General features: G+C 39.9%; 39 protein-coding genes. All 39 read left to right on the top strand.

Translation table 11 applies throughout. The annotated features are described in order from the left end of the window. The 39 genes from I1J71_RS01865 (at position 1) to I1J71_RS01675 (ending at position 21,662) form a co-directional block, all read left to right on the top strand. Positions 1 to 141, top strand: coding sequence for a hypothetical protein (locus I1J71_RS01865; protein ID WP_000521611.1), 141 nt, complete (start codon positions 1 to 3; stop codon positions 139 to 141). 37 nt (positions 142 to 178) lie between these two features. Further along, the gene (locus I1J71_RS01860) at positions 179 to 679 is read left to right on the top strand and encodes a GNAT family N-acetyltransferase (protein WP_195183506.1); all 501 of its coding nucleotides are present in this window, start codon (positions 179 to 181) and stop codon (positions 677 to 679) included. A 4-nt stretch (positions 680 to 683) separates the two neighbouring features. Next, positions 684 to 1,280, top strand: a complete 597-nt coding sequence (gene nrdG / locus I1J71_RS01855) for an anaerobic ribonucleoside-triphosphate reductase activating protein (RefSeq protein WP_045613165.1) — start codon at positions 684 to 686, stop codon at positions 1,278 to 1,280. Further along, a complete protein-coding gene (locus I1J71_RS01850; protein ID WP_195183505.1) occupies positions 1,277 to 1,879 on the top strand; it encodes a uridine kinase family protein in 603 nt (200 codons plus the stop codon). The genes nrdG and I1J71_RS01850 overlap by 4 nt, the downstream gene beginning before the upstream one ends. 286 nt (positions 1,880 to 2,165) lie before the next feature. Next, positions 2,166 to 2,474, top strand: a complete 309-nt coding sequence (rpsJ, locus tag I1J71_RS01845; protein ID WP_003009585.1) for a 30S ribosomal protein S10 — start codon at positions 2,166 to 2,168, stop codon at positions 2,472 to 2,474. 82 nt (positions 2,475 to 2,556) lie between these two features. Then, positions 2,557 to 3,183, top strand: coding sequence for a 50S ribosomal protein L3 (rplC, locus tag I1J71_RS01840; protein ID WP_004251088.1), 627 nt, complete (start codon positions 2,557 to 2,559; stop codon positions 3,181 to 3,183). A 24-nt stretch (positions 3,184 to 3,207) separates the two neighbouring features. Beyond that, the gene (gene rplD / locus I1J71_RS01835) at positions 3,208 to 3,831 is read left to right on the top strand and encodes a 50S ribosomal protein L4 (RefSeq protein ID WP_000024549.1); all 624 of its coding nucleotides are present in this window, start codon (positions 3,208 to 3,210) and stop codon (positions 3,829 to 3,831) included. Beyond that, positions 3,831 to 4,127: a 50S ribosomal protein L23 gene (locus I1J71_RS01830; protein WP_195183504.1), complete on the top strand. Its 297-nt coding sequence runs from the start codon at positions 3,831 to 3,833 to the stop codon at positions 4,125 to 4,127. The genes rplD and I1J71_RS01830 overlap by 1 nt, the downstream gene beginning before the upstream one ends. A gap of 17 nt (positions 4,128 to 4,144) precedes the next feature. Beyond that, positions 4,145 to 4,978: a 50S ribosomal protein L2 gene (gene rplB / locus I1J71_RS01825; RefSeq protein WP_006144707.1), complete on the top strand. Its 834-nt coding sequence runs from the start codon at positions 4,145 to 4,147 to the stop codon at positions 4,976 to 4,978. Between the two features lie 104 nt (positions 4,979 to 5,082). After that, positions 5,083 to 5,364: a 30S ribosomal protein S19 gene (gene rpsS, locus I1J71_RS01820; protein ID WP_000533766.1), complete on the top strand. Its 282-nt coding sequence runs from the start codon at positions 5,083 to 5,085 to the stop codon at positions 5,362 to 5,364. A gap of 11 nt (positions 5,365 to 5,375) precedes the next feature. Further along, a complete protein-coding gene (gene rplV / locus I1J71_RS01815) occupies positions 5,376 to 5,720 on the top strand; it encodes a 50S ribosomal protein L22 (RefSeq protein WP_000818137.1) in 345 nt (114 codons plus the stop codon). Between the two features lie 12 nt (positions 5,721 to 5,732). After that, a complete protein-coding gene (rpsC, locus tag I1J71_RS01810) occupies positions 5,733 to 6,386 on the top strand; it encodes a 30S ribosomal protein S3 (RefSeq protein ID WP_000529936.1) in 654 nt (217 codons plus the stop codon). A 3-nt stretch (positions 6,387 to 6,389) separates the two neighbouring features. Beyond that, complete coding sequence (gene rplP, locus I1J71_RS01805) at positions 6,390 to 6,803, top strand: 50S ribosomal protein L16 (protein ID WP_002928793.1); 414 nt, start codon at positions 6,390 to 6,392, stop codon at positions 6,801 to 6,803. Between the two features lie 9 nt (positions 6,804 to 6,812). After that, positions 6,813 to 7,019, top strand: coding sequence for a 50S ribosomal protein L29 (gene rpmC, locus I1J71_RS01800; RefSeq protein ID WP_000772918.1), 207 nt, complete (start codon positions 6,813 to 6,815; stop codon positions 7,017 to 7,019). A gap of 24 nt (positions 7,020 to 7,043) precedes the next feature. Beyond that, entirely contained in the window at positions 7,044 to 7,304 is a 261-nt protein-coding gene (gene rpsQ, locus I1J71_RS01795) for a 30S ribosomal protein S17 (protein WP_000440801.1), read from the top strand. Between the two features lie 25 nt (positions 7,305 to 7,329). Next, positions 7,330 to 7,698, top strand: coding sequence for a 50S ribosomal protein L14 (gene rplN / locus I1J71_RS01790; protein ID WP_000616547.1), 369 nt, complete (start codon positions 7,330 to 7,332; stop codon positions 7,696 to 7,698). 72 nt (positions 7,699 to 7,770) lie between these two features. After that, positions 7,771 to 8,076, top strand: coding sequence for a 50S ribosomal protein L24 (rplX, locus tag I1J71_RS01785; RefSeq protein WP_000497691.1), 306 nt, complete (start codon positions 7,771 to 7,773; stop codon positions 8,074 to 8,076). Between the two features lie 23 nt (positions 8,077 to 8,099). Beyond that, a complete protein-coding gene (gene rplE / locus I1J71_RS01780) occupies positions 8,100 to 8,642 on the top strand; it encodes a 50S ribosomal protein L5 (RefSeq protein WP_000013542.1) in 543 nt (180 codons plus the stop codon). A 17-nt stretch (positions 8,643 to 8,659) separates the two neighbouring features. Next, a complete protein-coding gene (locus I1J71_RS01775) occupies positions 8,660 to 8,845 on the top strand; it encodes a type Z 30S ribosomal protein S14 (protein WP_001085699.1) in 186 nt (61 codons plus the stop codon). A gap of 211 nt (positions 8,846 to 9,056) precedes the next feature. After that, complete coding sequence (gene rpsH, locus I1J71_RS01770) at positions 9,057 to 9,455, top strand: 30S ribosomal protein S8 (RefSeq protein ID WP_195183503.1); 399 nt, start codon at positions 9,057 to 9,059, stop codon at positions 9,453 to 9,455. Between the two features lie 186 nt (positions 9,456 to 9,641). Next, positions 9,642 to 10,178, top strand: coding sequence for a 50S ribosomal protein L6 (gene rplF, locus I1J71_RS01765; RefSeq protein WP_004251096.1), 537 nt, complete (start codon positions 9,642 to 9,644; stop codon positions 10,176 to 10,178). 83 nt (positions 10,179 to 10,261) lie between these two features. Continuing rightward, positions 10,262 to 10,618 (top strand): 50S ribosomal protein L18, encoded by a 357-nt coding sequence (gene rplR, locus I1J71_RS01760; RefSeq protein ID WP_004251098.1) that lies wholly within the window; start codon positions 10,262 to 10,264, stop codon positions 10,616 to 10,618. Positions 10,619 to 10,635: 17 nt separating this feature from the next. After that, positions 10,636 to 11,130 (top strand): 30S ribosomal protein S5, encoded by a 495-nt coding sequence (gene rpsE / locus I1J71_RS01755; protein WP_195183502.1) that lies wholly within the window; start codon positions 10,636 to 10,638, stop codon positions 11,128 to 11,130. A gap of 13 nt (positions 11,131 to 11,143) precedes the next feature. Continuing rightward, positions 11,144 to 11,326, top strand: coding sequence for a 50S ribosomal protein L30 (rpmD, locus tag I1J71_RS01750; protein ID WP_000057241.1), 183 nt, complete (start codon positions 11,144 to 11,146; stop codon positions 11,324 to 11,326). A gap of 145 nt (positions 11,327 to 11,471) precedes the next feature. Further along, complete coding sequence (gene rplO, locus I1J71_RS01745; protein WP_195183501.1) at positions 11,472 to 11,912, top strand: 50S ribosomal protein L15; 441 nt, start codon at positions 11,472 to 11,474, stop codon at positions 11,910 to 11,912. A 12-nt stretch (positions 11,913 to 11,924) separates the two neighbouring features. Beyond that, the gene (gene secY, locus I1J71_RS01740; protein ID WP_195183500.1) at positions 11,925 to 13,235 is read left to right on the top strand and encodes a preprotein translocase subunit SecY; all 1,311 of its coding nucleotides are present in this window, start codon (positions 11,925 to 11,927) and stop codon (positions 13,233 to 13,235) included. A gap of 155 nt (positions 13,236 to 13,390) precedes the next feature. After that, positions 13,391 to 14,029 carry an adenylate kinase gene (locus tag I1J71_RS01735; RefSeq protein WP_006154787.1) on the top strand — a complete coding sequence of 213 codons (639 nt, stop codon included), beginning with the start codon at positions 13,391 to 13,393 and terminating at the stop codon, positions 14,027 to 14,029. Positions 14,030 to 14,146: 117 nt separating this feature from the next. Beyond that, entirely contained in the window at positions 14,147 to 14,365 is a 219-nt protein-coding gene (infA, locus tag I1J71_RS01730) for a translation initiation factor IF-1 (protein WP_001029883.1), read from the top strand. A 24-nt stretch (positions 14,366 to 14,389) separates the two neighbouring features. After that, on the top strand, positions 14,390 to 14,506 hold the full coding sequence (gene rpmJ / locus I1J71_RS01725) for a 50S ribosomal protein L36 (RefSeq protein ID WP_001808836.1): 117 nt from the start codon (positions 14,390 to 14,392) through the stop codon (positions 14,504 to 14,506). 17 nt (positions 14,507 to 14,523) lie between these two features. Further along, the gene (gene rpsM / locus I1J71_RS01720) at positions 14,524 to 14,889 is read left to right on the top strand and encodes a 30S ribosomal protein S13 (protein WP_004251117.1); all 366 of its coding nucleotides are present in this window, start codon (positions 14,524 to 14,526) and stop codon (positions 14,887 to 14,889) included. A 17-nt stretch (positions 14,890 to 14,906) separates the two neighbouring features. Continuing rightward, entirely contained in the window at positions 14,907 to 15,290 is a 384-nt protein-coding gene (gene rpsK, locus I1J71_RS01715) for a 30S ribosomal protein S11 (protein WP_001118385.1), read from the top strand. A 43-nt stretch (positions 15,291 to 15,333) separates the two neighbouring features. Next, entirely contained in the window at positions 15,334 to 16,269 is a 936-nt protein-coding gene (locus tag I1J71_RS01710) for a DNA-directed RNA polymerase subunit alpha (protein WP_006151057.1), read from the top strand. Between the two features lie 11 nt (positions 16,270 to 16,280). After that, on the top strand, positions 16,281 to 16,667 hold the full coding sequence (rplQ, locus tag I1J71_RS01705; RefSeq protein ID WP_004251124.1) for a 50S ribosomal protein L17: 387 nt from the start codon (positions 16,281 to 16,283) through the stop codon (positions 16,665 to 16,667). 263 nt (positions 16,668 to 16,930) lie between these two features. Continuing rightward, positions 16,931 to 17,197: an ACT domain-containing protein gene (locus tag I1J71_RS01700; RefSeq protein WP_195183499.1), complete on the top strand. Its 267-nt coding sequence runs from the start codon at positions 16,931 to 16,933 to the stop codon at positions 17,195 to 17,197. A gap of 9 nt (positions 17,198 to 17,206) precedes the next feature. Then, positions 17,207 to 18,544 carry a PFL family protein gene (locus I1J71_RS01695; RefSeq protein WP_195183498.1) on the top strand — a complete coding sequence of 446 codons (1,338 nt, stop codon included), beginning with the start codon at positions 17,207 to 17,209 and terminating at the stop codon, positions 18,542 to 18,544. A gap of 311 nt (positions 18,545 to 18,855) precedes the next feature. Further along, complete coding sequence (gene rnpA / locus I1J71_RS01690; RefSeq protein ID WP_025169334.1) at positions 18,856 to 19,227, top strand: ribonuclease P protein component; 372 nt, start codon at positions 18,856 to 18,858, stop codon at positions 19,225 to 19,227. Then, on the top strand, positions 19,202 to 20,017 hold the full coding sequence (locus I1J71_RS01685; protein WP_195183497.1) for a YidC/Oxa1 family membrane protein insertase: 816 nt from the start codon (positions 19,202 to 19,204) through the stop codon (positions 20,015 to 20,017). The genes rnpA and I1J71_RS01685 overlap by 26 nt, the downstream gene beginning before the upstream one ends. Before the next feature lie 14 nt (positions 20,018 to 20,031). Further along, on the top strand, positions 20,032 to 20,988 hold the full coding sequence (gene jag / locus I1J71_RS01680; RefSeq protein WP_074324785.1) for an RNA-binding cell elongation regulator Jag/EloR: 957 nt from the start codon (positions 20,032 to 20,034) through the stop codon (positions 20,986 to 20,988). 53 nt (positions 20,989 to 21,041) lie between these two features. Further along, entirely contained in the window at positions 21,042 to 21,662 is a 621-nt protein-coding gene (locus tag I1J71_RS01675) for a ribonuclease P (RefSeq protein ID WP_195183496.1), read from the top strand. Positions 21,663 to 21,754: the final 92 nt, after the last annotated feature.

Raw genomic sequence — 21,754 nt, 5'->3', positions numbered from 1 at the left:
ATGGGAAAATATCAATTAGATGATAAAGGCAAGGCCTTGGTTCAACGATTCCACGAAAAACATTCAAAGGGTGGAGTCAATAAAAAAGACAGGGTAGCTAGCCTTAGAGAACAGTTTTTAAACAAAAATAAGAAAAAGTGAGAGTCCGCTCTCGCTTTTCTCTTAATTGGAGGTAAAAATGATACTACGCAGACCAAGATTAGCAGATAAAGAAACAGTTTTAGAGATGATGGCAGAGTTTGAAAAGAGCCAATCAGCCCACGATGGCGGCTTTTGGGATACTGAGAATTTTGTTTACGAAGAGTGGTTGGAGACAAATATGCATAAAGAAATGGGAATAAATTTGCCTGAAAATCGTGTTCCTTCTATTCAATTTGTATCATTTGATGCTGTAGGTCGAGCTCTAGGATTTTTGAATCTGCGATTGAGACTGAATGAGGGGTTGCTGAATTATGCTGGTCACATTGGTTATTCCATCCGACCGTCTGAAAGAGGCAAGGGCTACGCCAAAGAGTCCCTCCGACAAGGTCTGCAAGTTGCTAAGGGAAAGAATATCAAACAAGCGTTAGTGACTTGTAGCACGGAAAATCCTGCCAGTCGAGCTGTTATTTTAGCTAACGGTGGTGTTTATGAGGATGTTCGAAACGGGACGGAGCGCTATTGGATAGACTTGGAGTAGAAGAATGACATGGAATACACCAAAACCAGGCGAGTGGAAAAGTGAAGAACTGAGTCAAGGTCGAATCATTGATTACAAGGCTTTTAACTTTGTCGATGGTGAAGGAGTGCGCAATTCCCTTTACGTAGCAGGCTGTATGTTTCACTGTGAGGGCTGTTACAACGTAGCAACCTGGTCCTTTAATGCAGGGATTCCGTACACGCCAGAATTGGAAGAACAAATCATGGCAGACTTAGCCCAACCCTATGTTCAAGGCTTGACTTTATTAGGAGGAGAACCCTTCCTAAATACAGGAATCCTCTTGCCTCTCGTGAAACGTATACGGAAAGAATTGCCAGAAAAAGATATCTGGTCTTGGACTGGATACACATGGGAAGAAATGATGTTGGAAACACCTGATAAACTGGAACTCTTGTCGCTGATTGATATCCTGGTCGATGGACGCTATGATAAAAGTAAGCGCAATCTCATGCTTCAATTCCGTGGCTCTTCCAATCAACGAATTATCGATGTACAAAAATCTCTGCAAAGTGGAAAAGTAGTTATTTGGGACAAGCTTAATGATGGGAAAGAAAGCTATGAACAGGTGAAGAGAGAATGAAGAAAAAAGACTTAATAGAAAGACTAGTATCAGAAATAGAGTCTGGAAAAGTAAAAACGCTGGGGATCTACGGCCATGGGGCTTCAGGGAAATCAACCTTCGCTCAGGAATTGTATCAAGCCCTAGATTCTACTACAGTAAATTTGCTAGAAACAGATCCCTATATCACCTCAGAACGTCACCTGGTAGTACCAAAGCAATCACCTGATCAAAAGGTGACAGCCTGTCTGCCAGTGGCGCATGAACTGGCAAGTTTGCAGAGAGACATTCTAGCCTTGCAAGCGGGTATGGATGTCTTGACAATCGAAGAACCTTGGAAGGCTAGTGAGGTCTTATCGGGATCAAAACCAATTCTGATAGTCGAAGGGATGTCTGTGGGTTTTCTACCAAAGGAACTCTTTGACAAAACTATCTGTTTCTACACGAATGAAGAGACAGAATTAAAGAGGCGTCTAGCTCGAGATACGACTGTGAGAAATGGCGATGCATCCTTTATATTGGCTAGTCAGCAAATGAGACGAGAACAGTATCTGCAATACTATAAAGAAACCGAGTCAAAAGCGGATATCTTGATAAATCAATCAAATGATAAATTTTAGATCAAAACGAATATTATATAGAAGAAAAAATATAAATTTGCTCTTCATTTATGCTTTTTTGAGATAAGGAGCGATAAGAAAACAGTTTCATTCGAAAAATTAAAAAAATCCTGTCAAATCCCTTGCAATCGCAGGGGCTTTGTGTTATTCTATTATGGTGCTGTAAATTACAGCCTTAGCTTTGATGCAAGAGGTTGCGACACGCTCGGTTGCATTGCCACGCAACACGCGTCGGTTTTCTTGTGGAGCTAGCCTATTATCTTAAATAGACGAAAAGGAGAAAAAGATGGCAAACAAAAAAATCCGTATCCGTTTGAAAGCTTACGAACACCGTACGCTTGATACAGCGGCTGCAAAAATCGTAGAATCAGCTACTCGTACAGGTGCACAAGTTGCGGGTCCAATCCCACTTCCAACTGAGCGTAGCCTCTACACAATCATTCGTGCGACTCACAAATATAAAGATTCTCGCGAACAATTCGAAATGCGTACACACAAACGTTTGATCGACATCATCAACCCAACTCAAAAAACAGTTGACGCTTTGATGAAATTGGATCTTCCAAGTGGTGTAAACGTAGAAATCAAACTTTAATTTAAAGCTTGATACCTTGAGCATAAAAAACGCTCGTTAAAAACTTTTTGAATAAAAAATATAGAAAAGGAACTATTTTCTCATGACAAAAGGAATCTTAGGGAAAAAAGTGGGAATGACTCAAATCTTCACTGAAGCTGGCGAATTAATCCCTGTAACAGTTATCGAAGCAACTCCAAACGTTGTTCTTCAAGTTAAAACTGTTGAAACAGATGGTTACAACGCTATCCAAGTTGGTTTCGATGACAAACGCGAAGTATTGAGCAACAAACCTGCTAAAGGACATGTAGCAAAAGCTAACACGGCTCCTAAGCGCTTCATTCGTGAATTCAAAAACGTTGAAGGCTTGGAAGTTGGTGCTGAAATCACAGTTGAAACTTTCGCAGCTGGAGACATTGTTGATGTAACTGGTACATCTAAAGGTAAAGGTTTCCAAGGTGTTATCAAACGCCACGGACAATCACGTGGACCTATGGCTCACGGTTCTCGTTACCACCGTCGTCCAGGTTCTATGGGACCTGTTGCACCTAACCGCGTATTCAAAGGTAAAAACCTTGCAGGACGTATGGGTGGCGACCGCGTAACAATTCAAAACCTTGAAGTTGTACAAGTTGTTCCAGAAAAGAACGTTATCCTTATCAAAGGTAACGTACCAGGTGCTAAGAAATCTCTTATCACTATCAAGTCAGCAGTTAAAGCTGGTAAATAATAAGGAAAGGGGAATACAGTCAAAATGGCAAATGTAACATTATTCGACCAAACTGGTAAACAAGCGGGCGAAGTTGTTCTTAACGATGCAATTTTTGGTATCGAACCAAACCAATCTGTTGTGTTTGATGTGATCATCAGCCAACGTGCTAGCCTTCGTCAAGGGACTCACGCAGTTAAAAACCGCTCAGCTGTTTCAGGTGGCGGACGCAAACCATGGCGTCAAAAAGGAACTGGACGTGCTCGTCAAGGTTCTATCCGCTCTCCACAATGGCGTGGTGGTGGAATCGTCTTCGGACCAACTCCACGTAGCTATGCGTACAAACTTCCTCAAAAAGTTCGTCGCCTTGCGCTTAAATCTGTTTACTCAGAAAAAGTTGCTGAAAACAAATTTGTAGCCGTTGATTCTCTTGAATTTACAGCTCCAAAAACTGCTGAATTTGCAAAAGTTCTTGCAGCTTTGAGCATCGATTCTAAAGTCCTTGTTATTCTTGAAGAAGGAAACGAATTCGCAGCTCTCTCAGCTCGTAACCTTCCAAACGTGAAAGTTGCGACTGCTACAACTGCAAGTGTTCTTGACATCGCAAATAGTGACAAACTTCTTGTTACTCAAGCAGCTATCTCTAAAATCGAGGAGGTTCTTGCATAATGAATTTGTATGATGTTATCAAAAAACCTGTAATCACTGAAAGCTCAATGGCTCAACTTGAAGCAGGGAAATATGTATTTGAAGTTGACACTCGCGCACACAAACTTTTGATCAAGCAAGCTGTTGAAGCTGCTTTCGAAGGTGTTAAAGTTGCAAATGTTAACACAAACAACGTAAAACCTAAAGCTAAACGTGTTGGACGTTACACTGGTTTTACCAACAAAACTAAAAAAGCTATCATCACTCTTACAGCTGATTCAAAAGCAATCGAGTTGTTTGCTGCTGAAGCTGAATAATCTAAGGAGGAAATATCGTGGGAATTCGTGTTTATAAACCAACAACAAACGGTCGCCGTAATATGACTTCTTTGGATTTCGCTGAAATCACAACAAGCACACCAGAAAAAACTTTGCTTGTTGCTTTGAAGAACAAGGCTGGTCGTAACAACAACGGTCGTATCACTGTTCGTCACCAAGGTGGTGGACACAAACGTTTCTACCGTTTGGTTGACTTCAAACGTAACAAAGACAACGTTGAAGCAGTTGTTAAAACTATCGAGTACGATCCAAACCGTTCTGCAAACATCGCTCTTGTACACTACACTGACGGTGTGAAAGCTTACATCATCGCTCCAAAAGGTCTTGAAGTTGGTCAACGTATCGTTTCAGGTCCTGAAGCAGATATCAAAGTCGGGAACGCACTTCCGCTTGCTAACATCCCAGTTGGTACTTTGATCCACAACATCGAATTGAAACCAGGTCGTGGTGGAGAATTAGTACGTGCTGCTGGAGCTTCTGCTCAAGTATTGGGTCAAGAAGGTAAATACGTTCTTGTTCGTCTTCAATCAGGTGAAGTTCGTATGATTCTTGGAACTTGTCGTGCAACAGTTGGTGTTGTCGGAAACGAACAACATGGACTTGTAAACCTTGGTAAAGCAGGACGTAGCCGTTGGAAAGGTATCCGCCCAACAGTTCGTGGTTCTGTAATGAACCCTAACGATCACCCACACGGTGGTGGTGAAGGTAAAGCACCAGTTGGTCGTAAAGCACCATCAACTCCATGGGGCAAACCTGCTCTTGGTCTTAAAACTCGTAACAAGAAAGCGAAATCTGACAAACTTATCGTTCGTCGTCGCAACGAGAAATAATTTTAAACTAGTCGCTTAAGCAACTAGGAAATTCCGCCAGCTCGGTAGCGCTCGTTGAGAGCGCAAGCCGCTGTGGTACTATATTTAAAGGAGAAAATATAAAAATGGGACGCAGTCTTAAAAAAGGACCTTTCGTCGATGAGCATTTGATGAAAAAAGTTGAAGCTCAAGCTAACGACGAAAAGAAAAAAGTTATCAAAACTTGGTCACGTCGTTCAACGATCTTCCCAAGTTTCATTGGTTACACTATCGCAGTTTATGATGGACGTAAACACGTACCTGTTTACATCCAAGAAGACATGGTAGGTCACAAGCTTGGTGAATTTGCACCAACTCGTACTTACAAAGGTCACGCCGCAGACGACAAGAAGACACGTAGAAAATAAGGAGAACATAAATGGCAGAAATTACTTCAGCTAAAGCAATGGCTCGCACAGTACGTGTTTCACCTCGTAAATCACGTCTTGTTCTTGACAACATCCGTGGTAAAAGCGTAGCCGATGCAATCGCAATTTTGACATTCACTCCAAACAAAGCTGCTGAAATCATCTTGAAAGTTTTGAACTCAGCTGTAGCTAACGCTGAAAACAACTTTGGTTTGGATAAAGCTAACTTGGTAGTATCTGAAGCATTCGCAAACGAAGGACCAACTATGAAACGTTTCCGTCCACGTGCGAAAGGTTCAGCTTCACCAATCAACAAACGTACAGCTCACATCACTGTAGCTGTTGCAGAAAAATAAGGAGGTAAAATCGTGGGTCAAAAAGTACATCCAATTGGTATGCGTGTCGGCATCATCCGTGATTGGGATGCCAAATGGTATGCTGAAAAAGAATACGCGGATTACCTTCATGAAGATCTTGCAATCCGTAAATTCGTTCAAAAAGAACTTGCTGACGCAGCAGTTTCAACTATTGAAATTGAACGCGCAGTAAACAAAGTTAACGTTTCGCTTCACACTGCTAAACCAGGCATGGTTATCGGTAAAGGTGGTGCTAACGTTGATGCACTCCGTGCAAAACTTAACAAATTGACTGGTAAACAAGTACACATCAACATCATCGAAATCAAACAACCTGATTTGGATGCTCACCTTGTTGGTGAAGGAATTGCTCGTCAATTGGAGCAACGTGTTGCTTTCCGTCGTGCACAAAAACAAGCAATCCAACGTGCAATGCGTGCTGGAGCTAAAGGAATTAAAACTCAAGTATCAGGTCGTTTGAACGGTGCAGATATCGCCCGTGCTGAAGGATACTCTGAAGGAACTGTTCCACTTCACACACTTCGTGCAGATATCGATTACGCTTGGGAAGAAGCAGACACTACATACGGTAAACTTGGTGTTAAAGTATGGATCTACCGTGGTGAAGTTCTTCCAGCTCGTAAAAACACTAAAGGAGGTAAATAACCAATGTTAGTACCTAAACGTGTTAAACACCGTCGTGAATTCCGTGGTAAAATGCGCGGTGAAGCTAAAGGTGGGAAAGAAGTAGCATTCGGTGAATACGGTCTTCAAGCTACAACTAGCCACTGGATCACTAACCGCCAAATCGAAGCTGCTCGTATCGCCATGACTCGTTACATGAAACGTGGTGGTAAAGTTTGGATTAAAATCTTCCCACACAAATCTTACACAGCTAAAGCTATCGGGGTTCGTATGGGATCTGGTAAAGGGGCACCTGAAGGTTGGGTAGCACCAGTTAAACGTGGTAAAGTAATGTTTGAAGTTGCTGGTGTATCTGAAGAAGTTGCTCGCGAAGCGCTTCGTCTTGCAAGCCACAAATTGCCAGTTAAATGTAAATTCGTAAAACGTGAAGCAGAATAAGGAGAAGGCATGAAACTTAATGAAGTAAAAGAATTTGTTAAAGAACTTCGTGGTCTTTCTCAAGAAGAACTCGCGAAGCGCGAAAACGAATTGAAAAAAGAATTGTTCGAACTTCGTTTCCAAGCTGCTACTGGTCAATTAGAACAAACAGCTCGCTTGAAAGAAGTTAAAAAACAAATCGCTCGTATCAAAACAGTTCAATCTGAAGCGAAATAATAGACTAGGGAAGGAGAAATTTCAATGGAACGCAATAATCGTAAAGTTCTTGTTGGACGTGTTGTATCTGACAAAATGGACAAGACAATCACAGTTGTAGTTGAAACAAAACGTAACCACCCAGTCTATGGTAAACGTATTAACTACTCTAAAAAATACAAAGCACATGATGAAAACAATGTTGCCAAAGAAGGCGATATCGTACGTATCATGGAAACTCGTCCGCTTTCAGCTACAAAACGCTTCCGTCTTGTAGAAGTTGTTGAAGAAGCGGTCATCATCTAATCAAACCTGAAAGGAGAAAACTGAAATGATTCAAACAGAAACTCGTTTGAAAGTCGCAGACAACAGCGGTGCACGCGAAATCTTGACTATCAAAGTTCTTGGTGGTTCTAAACGTAAGTTTGCGAACATCGGTGATGTTATTGTGGCATCTGTAAAACAAGCTACTCCTGGTGGTGCGGTTAAAAAAGGTGACGTTGTTAAAGCAGTTATCGTTCGTACTAAATCAGGTGCTCGTCGTGCTGATGGTTCATACATCAAATTTGACGAAAACGCAGCAGTTATCATCCGTGACGACAAAACTCCTCGCGGAACACGTATCTTTGGCCCAGTTGCACGTGAATTGCGTGAAGGTGGCTTCATGAAGATCGTGTCACTTGCTCCAGAAGTACTTTAATCAATAAAAACAAACACAGTCCCCTGGCCTAGCCAGGGTGCCCGTTGGGCGTAAGAATAAAAGGAGAAAAAAATGTTTGTAAAAAAAGGCGACAAAGTTCGCGTAATCGCTGGTAAAGATAAGGGAACAGAAGCTGTTGTCCTTACTGCCCTTCCAAAAGTAAACAAAGTTATCGTTGAAGGTGTTAACATCGTTAAGAAACACCAACGTCCAACTAACGAACTTCCTCAAGGTGGTATCATCGAGAAGGAAGCAGCTATCCACGTATCAAACGTTCAAGTTTTGGATAAAAATGGTGTAGCTGGTCGTGTTGGTTACAAATTTGTAGACGGTAAAAAAGTTCGCTACAACAAAAAATCAGGCGAAGTGCTTGATTAATCACGAAGGAAAGGAGAAGTATAATGGCAAATCGTTTAAAAGAAAAATATCTTAATGAAGTAGTTCCTGCTTTGACAGAACAATTCAACTACTCATCAGTGATGGCTGTGCCTAAAGTAGATAAGATCGTTTTGAACATGGGTGTTGGTGAAGCTGTATCAAACGCTAAAAGCCTTGAAAAAGCTGCTGAAGAATTGGCGCTTATCTCAGGTCAAAAACCACTTATCACTAAAGCTAAAAAATCAATCGCCGGCTTCCGTCTTCGTGAAGGTGTTGCGATTGGTGCAAAAGTTACCCTTCGTGGTGAACGTATGTACGAATTCTTGGATAAATTGGTTTCAGTTTCACTTCCACGTGTGCGTGACTTCCACGGTGTTCCAACAAAATCATTTGACGGACGCGGGAACTACACACTTGGTGTGAAAGAGCAATTGATTTTCCCAGAAATCAACTTTGATGACGTTGACAAAACTCGTGGTCTTGACATCGTTATCGTTACTACTGCTAACACTGACGAAGAGTCACGTGCATTGCTTACAGGCCTTGGAATGCCTTTTGCAAAATAATATAGGAGGTATAACTAATGGCTAAAAAATCTATGATTGCTAAGAACAAACGCCCAGCGAAGTTCTCTACTCAAGCATACACTCGCTGTGAACGTTGTGGACGTCCACACTCAGTTTACCGCAAGTTTAAACTTTGCCGTGTTTGCTTCCGTGAATTGGCATATAAAGGTCAAATCCCTGGTGTAACAAAAGCATCTTGGTAATATCGTGATACAAAGAGCGTAACAACCCCAGCAAAAATAGGAGATTTGGTGCAGGAGCGATGCTCCAAGACAAATCTATCTTTTTTGCCAAGGTTGTAGCTCGTGTTCAAATGAGATTATCTTGTTTGACTGTGTCAATACTATCTGAGCCCAGCTCAATCATTAACTAGCAAGTGCAACTTGCAAACTACTAGTAAGAGGAGAAAATAAAATGGTTATGACTGACCCAATCGCAGACTTCCTAACTCGTATTCGTAACGCTAACCAAGCAAAACACGAAGTACTTGAAGTACCTGCATCAAACATCAAAAAAGGGATTGCTGAAATCCTTAAACGCGAAGGTTTTGTTAAGAACGTAGAAATCATCGAAGATGACAAACAAGGCATCATCCGTGTGTTCCTTAAATATGGAGCAAACGGTGAACGAGTTATCAATAACTTGAAACGCGTTTCTAAACCAGGACTTCGTGTCTACAAAAAACGTGAAGATCTTCCAAAAGTACTTAACGGTCTTGGAATTGCTATCCTTTCAACTTCTGAAGGTTTGCTTACTGATAAAGAAGCTCGCCAAAAGAACGTTGGTGGGGAAGTTATCGCTTACGTTTGGTAATATTTAGCTCCCAATTTCGTTGTGACTCTTCGTTATCGTCTCTTGCCTAACCCAAAGTTATGCCTACGAGGCAATGCCTCGATTCACTTAGAAATTGAGACCTAAACATTAACTTTTAAATCAAAAAGATTTAAACCCCGTGAAAACTGGCCTTTATGGCCTGACAATTTAACAGGAGAATAAAACATGTCACGTATTGGTAATAAAGTTATCGTGTTGCCTGCTGGTGTTGAACTCACTAACAATGACAACGTTGTAACTGTAAAAGGACCTAAAGGAGAACTTACTCGTGAGTTCTCAAAAGATATTGAAATCCGTGTGGAAGGTACTGAAGTAACTCTTCACCGTCCAAACGATTCAAAAGAAATGAAAACTATCCACGGAACTACTCGTGCACTTTTGAACAACATGGTTATTGGTGTTTCAGAAGGATTCAAGAAAGAACTTGAAATGCGTGGGGTTGGTTACCGTGCTCAACTTCAAGGAAACAAACTTGTTTTGGCTGTTGGTAAATCACATCCAGATGAAGTTGAAGCTCCAGCAGGAATTACTTTTGAACTTCCAAACCCAACGACTATCGTTATCAGCGGAATTTCAAAAGAAAAAGTTGGTCAGACAGCTGCTTACGTACGTAGCCTTCGTTCACCAGAACCATACAAAGGTAAAGGTATCCGTTACGTTGGCGAATATGTTCGTCTTAAAGAAGGTAAAACTGGTAAATAATGTTGAGTGGTTGATTTTCAACCACCAACCTCATTACCAACTTTGTGCATAGCACACGATTTAAAATTAAAGAGGTGAAAACTGTGATTTCTAAACCAGATAAAAACAAACTCCGCCAAAAACGCCACCGTCGCGTTCGCGGAAAACTCTCTGGAACTGCTGATCGCCCACGTTTGAACGTATTCCGTTCTAATACAGGCATCTACGCTCAAGTGATTGATGACGTAGCGGGTGTAACGCTCGCAAGTGCTTCAACTCTTGACAAAGAAGTTTCAAAAGGAACTAAAACTGAACAAGCCGTTGCTGTCGGTAAACTCGTTGCAGAACGTGCAAGTGCTAAAGGTATTTCAGAAGTGGTGTTCGACCGCGGTGGATATCTATATCACGGACGTGTGAAAGCTTTGGCTGATGCAGCTCGTGAAAACGGATTGAAATTCTAATAGGAGGACACTAGAAAATGGCATTTAAAGACAATGCAGTAGAACTTGAAGAACGCGTAGTTGCTGTTAACCGTGTTACAAAAGTTGTTAAAGGTGGACGTCGTCTTCGTTTCGCAGCTCTTGTAGTTGTTGGTGACCGCAATGGTCGTGTAGGATTTGGTACTGGTAAAGCTCAAGAAGTTCCAGAAGCAATCCGCAAAGCAGTAGAAGATGCTAAGAAAAACTTGATCGAAGTTCCTATGGTAGGAACAACAATCCCACATGAAGTTCTTTCAGAATTCGGTGGAGCTAAAGTATTGTTGAAACCAGCTGTAGAAGGTTCTGGAGTTGCCGCAGGTGGTGCAGTTCGTGCCGTTGTGGAATTGGCAGGTGTGGCAGATATTACATCTAAATCACTTGGTTCTAACACTCCAATCAACATTGTTCGCGCAACTGTTGAAGGTTTGAAACAATTGAAACGCGCTGAAGAAGTTGCTGCTCTTCGTGGTATTTCAGTTTCTGATTTGGTATAAGAAAGGGGATAAAATGGCTCAAATTAAAATTACTTTGACTAAGTCTCCAATCGGACGTATTCCATCACAACGTAAAACTGTTGTAGCACTTGGACTTGGCAAATTGAACAGCTCTGTTATTAAAGAAGATAACGCTGCAATTCGTGGTATGATCACTGCAGTATCTCACTTGGTAACAGTTGAAGAAGTAAACTAATAAAATTTTAGGGGATGTGCAGTAGACCATCCCCTAAAACTAGATATAGTCATCTTAGATGACACAGTATAGGCGAGTTGATAGGGGAGACAACCTTTTCTCTCTTATCGGCGCTAGCATTTTACAAAAGAGGAGAAAATATATAATGAAACTTCATGAATTGAAACCTGCAGAAGGTTCTCGTAAAACTCGTAACCGTGTTGGTCGTGGTACTTCATCAGGTAACGGTAAAACATCTGGTCGCGGTCAAAAAGGTCAAAAAGCTCGTAGCGGTGGCGGAGTACGCCTTGGTTTTGAAGGTGGACAAACTCCATTGTTCCGTCGTCTTCCAAAACGTGGATTTACTAACATCAACGCTAAAGAATATGCAATTGTTAACCTTGACCAATTGAACATCTTTGAAGATGGTGCAGAAGTAACTCCAGTTGTTCTTATCGAAGCAGGAATTGTTAAAGCTGAAAAATCAGGTATCAAGATTCTTGGTAACGGTGAGTTGACTAAGAAGTTGACTGTTAAAGCTGCTAAATTCTCTAAATCAGCTGAAGAAGCTATCACTGCTAAAGGTGGTTCAGTTGAAGTCATCTAAGTGAGGTGACCTATGTTTTTAAAATTATTGAGAGAAGCACTCAAAGTTAAACAGGTTCGATCAAAGATTTTATTCACAATTTTTATCGTGTTTGTTTTTCGTATTGGTACTAGTATCACTGTACCGTGGGTAAATGCAAATAGCTTGAACGCTTTGAGTGGTCTATCCTTCTTGAATATGTTGAGCTTGGTGTCAGGGAATGCCATGAAAAACTTTTCAGTTTTTGCTCTTGGAGTCAGCCCCTACATTACAGCCTCAATCGTCGTCCAACTCTTGCAAATGGATTTGTTACCGAAGTTTGTGGAGTGGGGCAAACAAGGGGAAGTTGGTCGTAGAAAGTTAAACCAAGCGACTCGATACATTGCACTAGTGCTTGCATTTGTTCAATCAGTTGGGATTACTGCTGGTTTTAATGCTCTGTCTGGAGCTAAACTTTTGACTGTTCCACTTACACCACAGGTCTTTCTTGTGATTGGAGGAATCTTAACAGCAGGAAGCATGATTGTAACCTGGTTGGGAGAGCAAATCACAGATAAGGGATATGGTAATGGTGTTTCAATGATTATCTTTGCAGGGATTGTTGCTTCAATTCCTGACATGATTAAGGGCATTTATGTAGATTACTTTGTCAATGTACCAAGTAGTCGATTGACATCGTCTCTCATTTTTGTCGCTATTTTAATCATCGCTGTTTTGTTGATTGTTTACTTTACAACTTACGTTGAACAAGCTAAATATAAGATTCCAATTCAGTATACAAAGGTAGCTCAAGGAGCGCCATCAAGTTCCTATCTTCCATTGAAGATTAACCCTGCTGGGGTTATTCCTGTTATCTTTGCTAGTTCCATTACAGCAGCACCAGCTGCAATCTTACAATTTGTGAGTGCGTCTGGTCTTAATTGGGAGTGGGTTAAAACAGCTCAAGAGTTGGTTTCTACTTCAACTCCAACAGGTGTTGCGTTGTATGCTCTGTTGATTATTCTCTTTACATTCTTCTATACATTTGTACAGATCAATCCAGAGAAAGCAGCAGAAAATTTACAAAAGAGTGGAGCTTATATCCATGGTGTCCGTCCTGGTAAAGGGACAGAAGAATATATGTCAAAACTTCTTCGTCGTCTCGCAACAGTCGGATCAATCTTCCTAGGTGTGATTTCTATCCTACCTATTGTAGCTAAAGATTTATTTGGTCTTTCAGAAGTTGTCGCTTTTGGGGGAACAAGTTTGCTAATCATTATCTCTACAGGTATCGAAGGAATTAAACAATTGGAAGGTTATCTATTGAAACGTAAGTATGTTGGTTTCTTAGATACAACAGAATAATTGTAATAGAAAATAAAATTCACTATTGCTCAGAGAGTGGAGTGTAAAAATCAAAGACATTGTCAGATTTTTATCTCCTCTCTTCTATTTTGTTTTTAAATAGGAGTTGAAATGAATTTTTGCTTCTATTTAAATACAAAAAAGGAGTTTGAATCATGAATCTTTTGATTATGGGTTTACCTGGTGCAGGTAAAGGGACACAAGCAGCGAAAATTGTTGAACAGTTTCACGTTGCCCACATCTCAACAGGTGACATGTTCCGTGCAGCAATGGCTAACCAAACTGAAATGGGTGTGCTAGCTAAGTCTTATATCGATAAAGGTGAATTAGTTCCAGATGAAGTTACAAATGGAATTGTTAAAGAACGTCTTTCTCAAGATGATATTAAAGAAACTGGTTTCTTGTTGGATGGATACCCACGTACAATTGAGCAAGCTCATGCCTTAGATAAAACATTGGCTGAACTTGGAATTAAACTTGAAGGTGTTATCAACATCGAAGTAGATCCATCTTGCCTACTTGAACGTTTGAGTGGTCGTATCATTCACCGTGAAACTGGCGAAACTTTCCATAAAGTATTCAACCCACCAGTTGATTACAAAGAGGAAGATTACTACCAACGTGAAGATGATAAACCTGAGACAGTAAAACGTCGTTTGGATGTCAATATTGCTCAAGGTGAACCAATCATTGCTTACTATCGTGCTAAAGGTCTAGTACATGATATCGAAGGCAACCAAGATATCAATGATGTCTTTAAGGATATCGAAAAGGTATTGACAAATTTGAAATAAAAGCGTTTTTCAGGCTTGCAAAATGTCTTGACAAATGTTATACTGAGTTAGTCTGACTTATAATTGTTGTCTCTGTGTCTAGAGGCATCAAATCGAAATTTAGGGAGGTACTTTTGCGTGGCAAAAGACGATGTGATTGAGGTTGAAGGCAAAGTAGTCGATACGATGCCGAATGCAATGTTTACGGTTGAACTTGAAAATGGACATCAGATTTTAGCAACAGTTTCTGGTAAAATTCGTAAAAACTATATTCGTATTTTAGCGGGAGATCGTGTTACTGTTGAAATGAGTCCATATGACTTGACACGTGGACGTATCACTTACCGCTTTAAATAATCGAAAAACTTGGAGGGATAAGAAATGAAAGTAAGACCATCGGTCAAACCAATTTGCGAATACTGTAAAGTAATTCGTCGTAATGGTCGTGTTATGGTAATTTGCCCAGCAAATCCAAAACACAAACAACGTCAAGGATAAGATAGAAAGGAGAAAACATGGCTCGTATTGCTGGAGTTGATATTCCAAATGACAAACGCGTAGTTATCTCATTGACTTATGTCTATGGTATCGGACTTGCAACATCTCAAAAGATTTTGGCAGCTGCTGGAGTTTCAGAAGATATTCGTGTTCGTGACCTTACATCAGATCAAGAAGATGCTATCCGTCGTGAAGTGGATGCAATTAAAGTTGAAGGTGACCTTCGTCGTGAAGTGAACTTGAACATCAAACGTTTGATGGAAATCGGTTCATACCGTGGTATCCGTCACCGTCGTGGACTTCCTGTCCGTGGACAAAACACTAAAAACAACGCTCGCACTCGTAAAGGTAAAGCTGTTGCGATTGCTGGTAAGAAAAAATAATATAGGAGGTAAAAGTCTTGGCTAAACCAACACGTAAACGTCGTGTGAAAAAGAATATCGAATCTGGTATTGCTCATATTCACGCTACATTTAATAACACTATTGTTATGATTACTGATGTGCATGGTAATGCAATCGCTTGGTCATCAGCTGGTGCTCTTGGTTTCAAAGGTTCTCGTAAATCTACACCATTTGCTGCTCAAATGGCTTCAGAAGCTGCTGCTAAATCTGCACAAGAACACGGTCTTAAATCAGTTGAAGTTACTGTAAAAGGTCCAGGTTCTGGTCGTGAGTCAGCTATTCGTGCTCTTGCTGCCGCTGGTCTTGAAGTAACAGCAATTCGTGATGTGACTCCAGTGCCACACAATGGTGCTCGTCCTCCAAAACGTCGCCGTGTATAATCATTACCTTTACACTGCTTTTCGTTTAAGAGGGAGTAACTAAATGATCGAGTTTGAAAAACCAAATATAACAAAAATTGATGAAAATAAAGATTATGGCAAGTTTGTAATCGAACCACTAGAACGTGGATACGGTACAACACTTGGTAACTCTCTTCGTCGTGTACTTCTTGCTTCTCTTCCAGGAGCAGCTGTTACATCTATCGATATCGATGGAGTATTACATGAATTTGATACAATTCCTGGTGTTCGCGAAGACGTGATGCAAATCATTTTGAACATTAAAGGTATTGCAGTTAAATCATATGTAAAAGACGAAAAGACTATTGAACTTGATGTTGAAGGTCCTGCTGAAGTGACAGCCGGAGATATTTTAACTGATAGTGATATTGAAATCGTAAATCCAGATCATTATCTTTTCACAATCGGAGAAGGTGCTTCATTCAAAGCGACTATGACTGTAAACAGTGGTCGTGGATATGTACCTGCAGATGAAAACAAGAAAGATAATGCACCAGTTGGAACACTTGCTGTAGATTCTATTTATACACCAGTTACAAAAGTTAACTATCAAGTTGAACCTGCTCGTGTAGGAAGCAATGATGGTTTCGACAAATTAACCCTTGAAATCTTGACAAATGGAACTATTATTCCAGAAGATGCTTTAGGGCTTTCAGCACGCATTTTGACAGAACATCTTGATTTGTTTACAAATCTTACAGAGATTGCTAAATCTGCAGAAGTGATGAAAGAAGCTGATACTGAATCGGACGACCGTATTTTGGAACGTACGATTGAGGAACTTGACTTATCTGTACGCTCATATAACTGTTTGAAACGTGCTGGTATCAATACTGTGCATGATTTGACAGAAAAATCTGAAGCAGAGATGATGAAAGTAAGAAATCTTGGACGCAAGAGTTTGGAAGAAGTGAAACTCAAACTCATTGATTTGGGTCTTGGATTAAAAGATAAATAAAGGAGGAATACATGGCTTACCGTAAACTAGGACGCACTAGCTCACAACGTAAAGCAATGCTTCGCGATTTGACAACTGACCTTTTGATCAACGAATCAATCGTGACAACTGAAGCTCGTGCTAAAGAAATCCGTAAAACTGTTGAAAAAATGATTACTCTAGGTAAACGTGGTGATTTGCATGCACGTCGTCAAGCTGCTGCTTTCGTACGTAATGAAATCGCATCTGAAAACTATGATGAAGCAACTGACAAGTACACTTCTACTACAGCACTTCAAAAATTGTTCTCAGAAATCGCACCTCGTTACGCAGACCGTAACGGTGGATACACTCGTATCCTTAAAACTGAACCACGTCGTGGTGATGCAGCGCCAATGGCAATCATCGAATTAGTATAAAATCATCAATTTTGTTGAGTGTTATGATGATGGAGCCTTGTGCTCTTAGTCTAGCTCTGGTCTACCGCTAGGACTTTTGTCCTAGCGGGAACACTCATCATAAGATGGTCGGGTAGACGCTTGTTTACGAAATTGTTTTTCTTTTAAGAACAATTTCGTAAGCAGGCGTTTTTTAGTTTTTTTGAAGTAAATGTGCTATACTGAGAAAAAAGAAAAATATAGATATGGTTATTTTTCTATGATTTCAAAGATGGAGGACCAATATGAAAGCTATTATAACTGTTGTTGGAAAAGATAAGGGTGGTATTGTTGCAGGTGTTGCGACTAAGATTGCTGAATTAGGATTAAATATTGATGATATTTCACAAACTGTCTTGGATGAGTTCTTCACCATGATGGCTGTAGTATCCAGTGATGAAAAACAAGATTTTACTCAACTAAGAAATGAGTTTGAAGCCTTTGGACAGATATTAAATGTCAAAATCAATATTCAGAGCGCGGCTATTTTCGATGCTATGTACAATATCTAGGAGGTGCTTATGGATATTAGACAAGTTACCGAAACTATTTCAATGATTGAAGAGCAGAATTTTGATATTCGTACCATTACCATGGGAATTTCTCTTCTTGATTGTATTGATCCGGATATTGATAGAGCTGCAGATAAAATTTATGATAAGATAACTAGCAAGGCCGCAAATTTAGTTGCTGTCGGGGATGAAATTGCAGCTGAACTTGGGATTCCAATCGTTAACAAACGCGTATCGGTAACGCCTATTTCTTTGATTGGAGCAGCAACAGATGCGTCAGATTATGTAGTGTTAGCAAAAGCTTTGGATAGAGCTGCTAAAAAAATAGGTGTTGATTTTATTGGGGGATTTTCTGCCTTGGTACAAAAAGGTTACCAAAAAGGTGATGAAATTCTCATAAATTCTATCCCTCGTGCTTTGGCTGAAACGGATAAGGTCTGCTCCTCTGTCAATATCGGTTCAACCAAGTCAGGAATTAACATGACTGCTGTAGCTGATATGGGTCGAATTATCAAGGAGACAGCTGAGCTTTCAGATATGGGTGCTGCAAAACTTGTCGTTTTTGCCAATGCAGTTGAAGACAATCCTTTTATGGCCGGAGCCTTTCATGGTGTTGGTGAAGCTGATGTTATTATCAATGTAGGTGTTTCGGGGCCCGGTGTTGTCAAACGTGCTTTAGAAAAAGTTCGCGGTCAAAGCTTTGATGTAGTTGCTGAAACTGTTAAAAAGACAGCCTTCAAGATTACTCGGATTGGTCAATTAGTTGGCCAGATGGCTAGTGAAAGACTAGGTGTTGATTTTGGGATTGTTGATTTGAGTTTAGCACCTACTCCTGCAGTGGGGGATTCAGTAGCTCGGGTCCTGGAAGAAATGGGACTGGAAACAGTTGGGACTCATGGGACGACTGCAGCTTTAGCTCTTTTAAATGACCAAGTAAAAAAAGGCGGAGTAATGGCTTGCAACCAAGTCGGTGGTCTGTCAGGTGCTTTCATCCCAGTTTCAGAAGATGAGGGTATGATAGCAGCAGTGCAAAATGGTTCCCTAAATCTTGAGAAATTAGAAGCCATGACTGCTATCTGTTCAGTTGGATTGGATATGATTGCCATTCCAGCTGATACCCCGGCAGAAACGATTGCGGCTATGATTGCGGATGAGGCAGCAATTGGTGTTATTAATATGAAAACCACAGCTGTCCGTATCATTCCAAAGGGTAAAGAAGGCGATATGATTGAGTTTGGTGGCTTGTTAGGAACTGCCCCAGTTATGAAAGTCAATGGAGCTTCTTCGGCTGATTTCATCGCTCGTGGAGGACAGATTCCAGCTCCAATTCATAGTTTTAAAAATTAATAAAAAAATAAAATGATTTAAGTTCAATTTAAGGATAGGTGTGTATACTCTAATCATTAAATAAAGACCTCCTAACTTTATTTAATAGAAATCCTAAACTTTTTCATAATAATCTCCTACAAAAGTCGCTCGTAAGAGTGGCTTTTGTTTTGTATTCTCTAATAAAACTAGTAAAATTTCATTGATTCTGGTCAAATTTTTTAAGAATGGCTACTTTTTTCGAAGTCAAACCAGCCTAAAACCTTGCCATGATTGGCTTTTTGAAAAATTATGGTATAATAGTAGTAGTTTTATTAGATGGAGTAGAATTTTTGAGAAAAAGCTTTCGTGTAAAAAAAGAGAAAGATTTCGACGCCATATTTAAAAAGGGAGCAAGTGTAGCTAATCGAAAATTTGTTATTTATCGATTAGAAAACAATGAAACACATTTTCGAGTAGGTTTATCAGTCAGTAAAAAATTAGGAAATGCTGTGACAAGAAACCAAATCAAGAGAAGAATCCGGCATGTTCTCATTCAAAATAGTAATCAACTTGTTGATAATGTCGATTTTGTTGTGATTGCTCGAAAAGGCGTTGAACTATTAGAATATGCAGAAATTGAAAAAAACTTACTTCATGTTTTGAGATTAGCAAAGATTTACCAGGAAGGAAATAAGAGTGAAGAAGAAATTACAATTGACTAGTTTGTTAGGTTTATCCTTGTTGGTAATGACTGCTTGTGCAACTAGTGAAGTATCTGCAGATTCTGCAGATTTTTGGAGTAAACTTGTCTATTTTTTTGCTGAAACTATTCGATTTTTGTCATTTGATGTCAGCATTGGTTTAGGGATTATTCTGTTCACAGTCTTGATTAGAACAATACTGTTACCAGTCTTTCAAACACAAATGGTGGCTTCCAGAAAAATGCAAGAGGCGCAACCTCTTATCAAAGAATTGCGCGAACGTTATCCAGGTCGCGACATGGAAAGTCGTACTAAGCTAGATCAGGAAACACGTAAATTATTTAAAGAATTAGGCATTAAGCAATCCGCATCCTTCTGGCCACTTTTGATTCAAATGCCAATTCTATTGGCTCTTTTCCAAGCTTTATCAAACGTAGATTTTTTGAAGACAGGCCACTTTTTATGGTTCAATCTAGGTGGAGCTGATACCACTTTCGTACTACCTATTTTAGCTGCCCTATTCACCTTCCTCAGTAGCTGGCTTTCAAATAAAGCTTTGCCTGAGAAAAATGGTGCAATGACAGGTATGATGTATGGGATGCCTGTTATAATCTTCTTTTTTGCAATATCTGCTCCAAGTGGTGTCGCTCTTTACTGGGCGGTTTCAAATGCTTATCAAGTATTGCAAACTTACCTTTTGAACAACCCCTTCAAAATCATTGCAGAGCGTGAAGCAGATGTGCAAGCTAAGAAGGATTTAGAAGTTAAGAAAAGAAAAGCTCAAAAGAAAGCACAGAAAAAGAAAAAGTAAGGAGAAATCTGATAATGGTATTATTTACAGGTTCAACAGTTGAAGAAGCAATCCAAAAGGGATTGAATGAATTAAATATTCCGAGAATGAAAGCTCATATCAAAGTTGTTTCGAGAGAAAAAAAGGGATTTTTTGGACTTTTTGGTACAAAACCAGCTCAAGTTGATATCGAAGCAATCAGTGAAACAACTGTTGTAAAAGCAAATCAGCAGGCGATCAAAGGTGTTCCAAAAGAAATTAATGATCAAAATGATCCAGTTAAAACAGTCAGTGAAGCAACCGTTGATTTGGGACATGTAGTTGCTGCTATCAAGAAAATTGAAGAAGAAGGCCAAGAAATTTCTGAAGAAGTCAAGGCTGAAATTCTTAAGAATGATAAAGAAGCCAGCACGATTTTAGAAGAAACAGGCCATATTGAAGTTTTAAAAGAATTGCAACCTGAAGAAACTCAAGATGAAGTTGAGCCTGAAAAAGGCAGCGACTTAGAAAATCTTGGTTTGAAAGTCGAGCCAACATACGACACCGAAAAGGTTGTTGAAGAAGTAACCAATTATGTTCAAGCAATCATCGATGATATGGATGTTGAGGGAACTATTTCTAGCACCTCTAACCGTCGCTCTATCAACATGCAAATTGATACAAATGAGCCAGGCCGTATCATTGGTTACCATGGTAAGGTTTTGAAATCCCTTCAACTTTTGGCACAAAATTACCTCTACAATCGTTATTCAAAAACTTTCTACATTACTATCAACGTGAATGATTATGTAGAACATCGTGCAGAAGTGTTACAGAGTTATGCTCAAAAATTAGCTACACGTGTCTTGGAAGAAGGCCGTAGTCAGATGACAGATCCAATGTCAAGCAGCGAGCGCAAAATTATCCATCGTATCATCTCACGAATGGAAGGTGTTACTAGCTACTCTGAAGGTGACGAACCAAATCGTTACGTTGTAGTTGACACAGAATAAAAAATGAAAAATCAGGGGAAACCTGATTTTTTTCTAACTAAAGAAGGAATAAAATGAAAGAAATCAAGGACTATCTTGCTTATCAAGGGGAACAGTACCGGAATCCTGAAAAAGCAGGAGCTGAAAAGGATAAAATGCTAGACCTGCGTCAAAAAGGGCAGGAAGCGCGAAAGGCATTTACTCACCTAGCGGAATGTTTTCAAGCTAGGCATTCCGATTGGAATTTACACTCAACCAGTCAATGGATGAATCAAGCGCAGAGATTACGACCACATTTCTGGGTTTATTTACAGAGAGAGGGGCATGTAACAGAGCCCATGATGGCTCTTCGTTTGTATGGAAATCAGAATAATTGGGGAATCTCTATAGAAGTCAGCTTTGTAGAGAGAAAGAAAGATGAGACTACCTTGTCAAAACAGGCTAAAATATTGGATATCCCAGTGGTTGATGGAATCTATTATTGGGTTCAGAAAAACGATGAAAGCTATAGAGTACCAGCTACTGAGGAGAATAGACAACTTTTAAGACAACAATTATCCAATCAGGAGATTCGTAAGGTTTTAGTAAAAGTTGATATTCCAGTAGCCGATGAAGATACTATAGATAAGCTTTTAGACCAACTTGATAGAGGTTTTGAAAGACTATCACCTTACTATCAAGTGACTAGAGATTAGTATAATCGGCTGAGTCATTTTATAGTAAATTGTTTTATTGCTATTCTATCTGTTTTTTCATATAATAGTAGAATAGGATATGTGATAAACTT

Source organism: Streptococcus infantis (assembly GCF_015546995.1).
Classification (GTDB): Bacteria; Bacillota; Bacilli; order Lactobacillales; family Streptococcaceae; genus Streptococcus; species Streptococcus infantis_J.
This window is presented reverse-complemented; position numbering and strand designations above follow the sequence as displayed.

Coding starts and splice junctions, on each gene's coding strand:
- I1J71_RS01865 (WP_000521611.1), top strand. CDS start 1: ATGGGAAAATATCAATTAGATGATAAAGGCAAGGCCTTGGTTCAACGA.
- I1J71_RS01860 (WP_195183506.1), top strand. CDS start 179: ATGATACTACGCAGACCAAGATTAGCAGATAAAGAAACAGTTTTAGAG.
- nrdG (WP_045613165.1), top strand. CDS start 684: ATGACATGGAATACACCAAAACCAGGCGAGTGGAAAAGTGAAGAACTG.
- I1J71_RS01850 (WP_195183505.1), top strand. CDS start 1,277: ATGAAGAAAAAAGACTTAATAGAAAGACTAGTATCAGAAATAGAGTCT.
- rpsJ (WP_003009585.1), top strand. CDS start 2,166: ATGGCAAACAAAAAAATCCGTATCCGTTTGAAAGCTTACGAACACCGT.
- rplC (WP_004251088.1), top strand. CDS start 2,557: ATGACAAAAGGAATCTTAGGGAAAAAAGTGGGAATGACTCAAATCTTC.
- rplD (WP_000024549.1), top strand. CDS start 3,208: ATGGCAAATGTAACATTATTCGACCAAACTGGTAAACAAGCGGGCGAA.
- I1J71_RS01830 (WP_195183504.1), top strand. CDS start 3,831: ATGAATTTGTATGATGTTATCAAAAAACCTGTAATCACTGAAAGCTCA.
- rpsS (WP_000533766.1), top strand. CDS start 5,083: ATGGGACGCAGTCTTAAAAAAGGACCTTTCGTCGATGAGCATTTGATG.
- rplV (WP_000818137.1), top strand. CDS start 5,376: ATGGCAGAAATTACTTCAGCTAAAGCAATGGCTCGCACAGTACGTGTT.
- rplP (WP_002928793.1), top strand. CDS start 6,390: ATGTTAGTACCTAAACGTGTTAAACACCGTCGTGAATTCCGTGGTAAA.
- rpmC (WP_000772918.1), top strand. CDS start 6,813: ATGAAACTTAATGAAGTAAAAGAATTTGTTAAAGAACTTCGTGGTCTT.
- rpsQ (WP_000440801.1), top strand. CDS start 7,044: ATGGAACGCAATAATCGTAAAGTTCTTGTTGGACGTGTTGTATCTGAC.
- rplN (WP_000616547.1), top strand. CDS start 7,330: ATGATTCAAACAGAAACTCGTTTGAAAGTCGCAGACAACAGCGGTGCA.
- rplX (WP_000497691.1), top strand. CDS start 7,771: ATGTTTGTAAAAAAAGGCGACAAAGTTCGCGTAATCGCTGGTAAAGAT.
- rplE (WP_000013542.1), top strand. CDS start 8,100: ATGGCAAATCGTTTAAAAGAAAAATATCTTAATGAAGTAGTTCCTGCT.
- I1J71_RS01775 (WP_001085699.1), top strand. CDS start 8,660: ATGGCTAAAAAATCTATGATTGCTAAGAACAAACGCCCAGCGAAGTTC.
- rpsH (WP_195183503.1), top strand. CDS start 9,057: ATGGTTATGACTGACCCAATCGCAGACTTCCTAACTCGTATTCGTAAC.
- rplF (WP_004251096.1), top strand. CDS start 9,642: ATGTCACGTATTGGTAATAAAGTTATCGTGTTGCCTGCTGGTGTTGAA.
- rpsE (WP_195183502.1), top strand. CDS start 10,636: ATGGCATTTAAAGACAATGCAGTAGAACTTGAAGAACGCGTAGTTGCT.
- rpmD (WP_000057241.1), top strand. CDS start 11,144: ATGGCTCAAATTAAAATTACTTTGACTAAGTCTCCAATCGGACGTATT.
- rplO (WP_195183501.1), top strand. CDS start 11,472: ATGAAACTTCATGAATTGAAACCTGCAGAAGGTTCTCGTAAAACTCGT.
- secY (WP_195183500.1), top strand. CDS start 11,925: ATGTTTTTAAAATTATTGAGAGAAGCACTCAAAGTTAAACAGGTTCGA.
- I1J71_RS01735 (WP_006154787.1), top strand. CDS start 13,391: ATGAATCTTTTGATTATGGGTTTACCTGGTGCAGGTAAAGGGACACAA.
- rpmJ (WP_001808836.1), top strand. CDS start 14,390: ATGAAAGTAAGACCATCGGTCAAACCAATTTGCGAATACTGTAAAGTA.
- rpsM (WP_004251117.1), top strand. CDS start 14,524: ATGGCTCGTATTGCTGGAGTTGATATTCCAAATGACAAACGCGTAGTT.
- I1J71_RS01710 (WP_006151057.1), top strand. CDS start 15,334: ATGATCGAGTTTGAAAAACCAAATATAACAAAAATTGATGAAAATAAA.
- rplQ (WP_004251124.1), top strand. CDS start 16,281: ATGGCTTACCGTAAACTAGGACGCACTAGCTCACAACGTAAAGCAATG.
- I1J71_RS01700 (WP_195183499.1), top strand. CDS start 16,931: ATGAAAGCTATTATAACTGTTGTTGGAAAAGATAAGGGTGGTATTGTT.
- I1J71_RS01695 (WP_195183498.1), top strand. CDS start 17,207: ATGGATATTAGACAAGTTACCGAAACTATTTCAATGATTGAAGAGCAG.
- jag (WP_074324785.1), top strand. CDS start 20,032: ATGGTATTATTTACAGGTTCAACAGTTGAAGAAGCAATCCAAAAGGGA.
- I1J71_RS01675 (WP_195183496.1), top strand. CDS start 21,042: ATGAAAGAAATCAAGGACTATCTTGCTTATCAAGGGGAACAGTACCGG.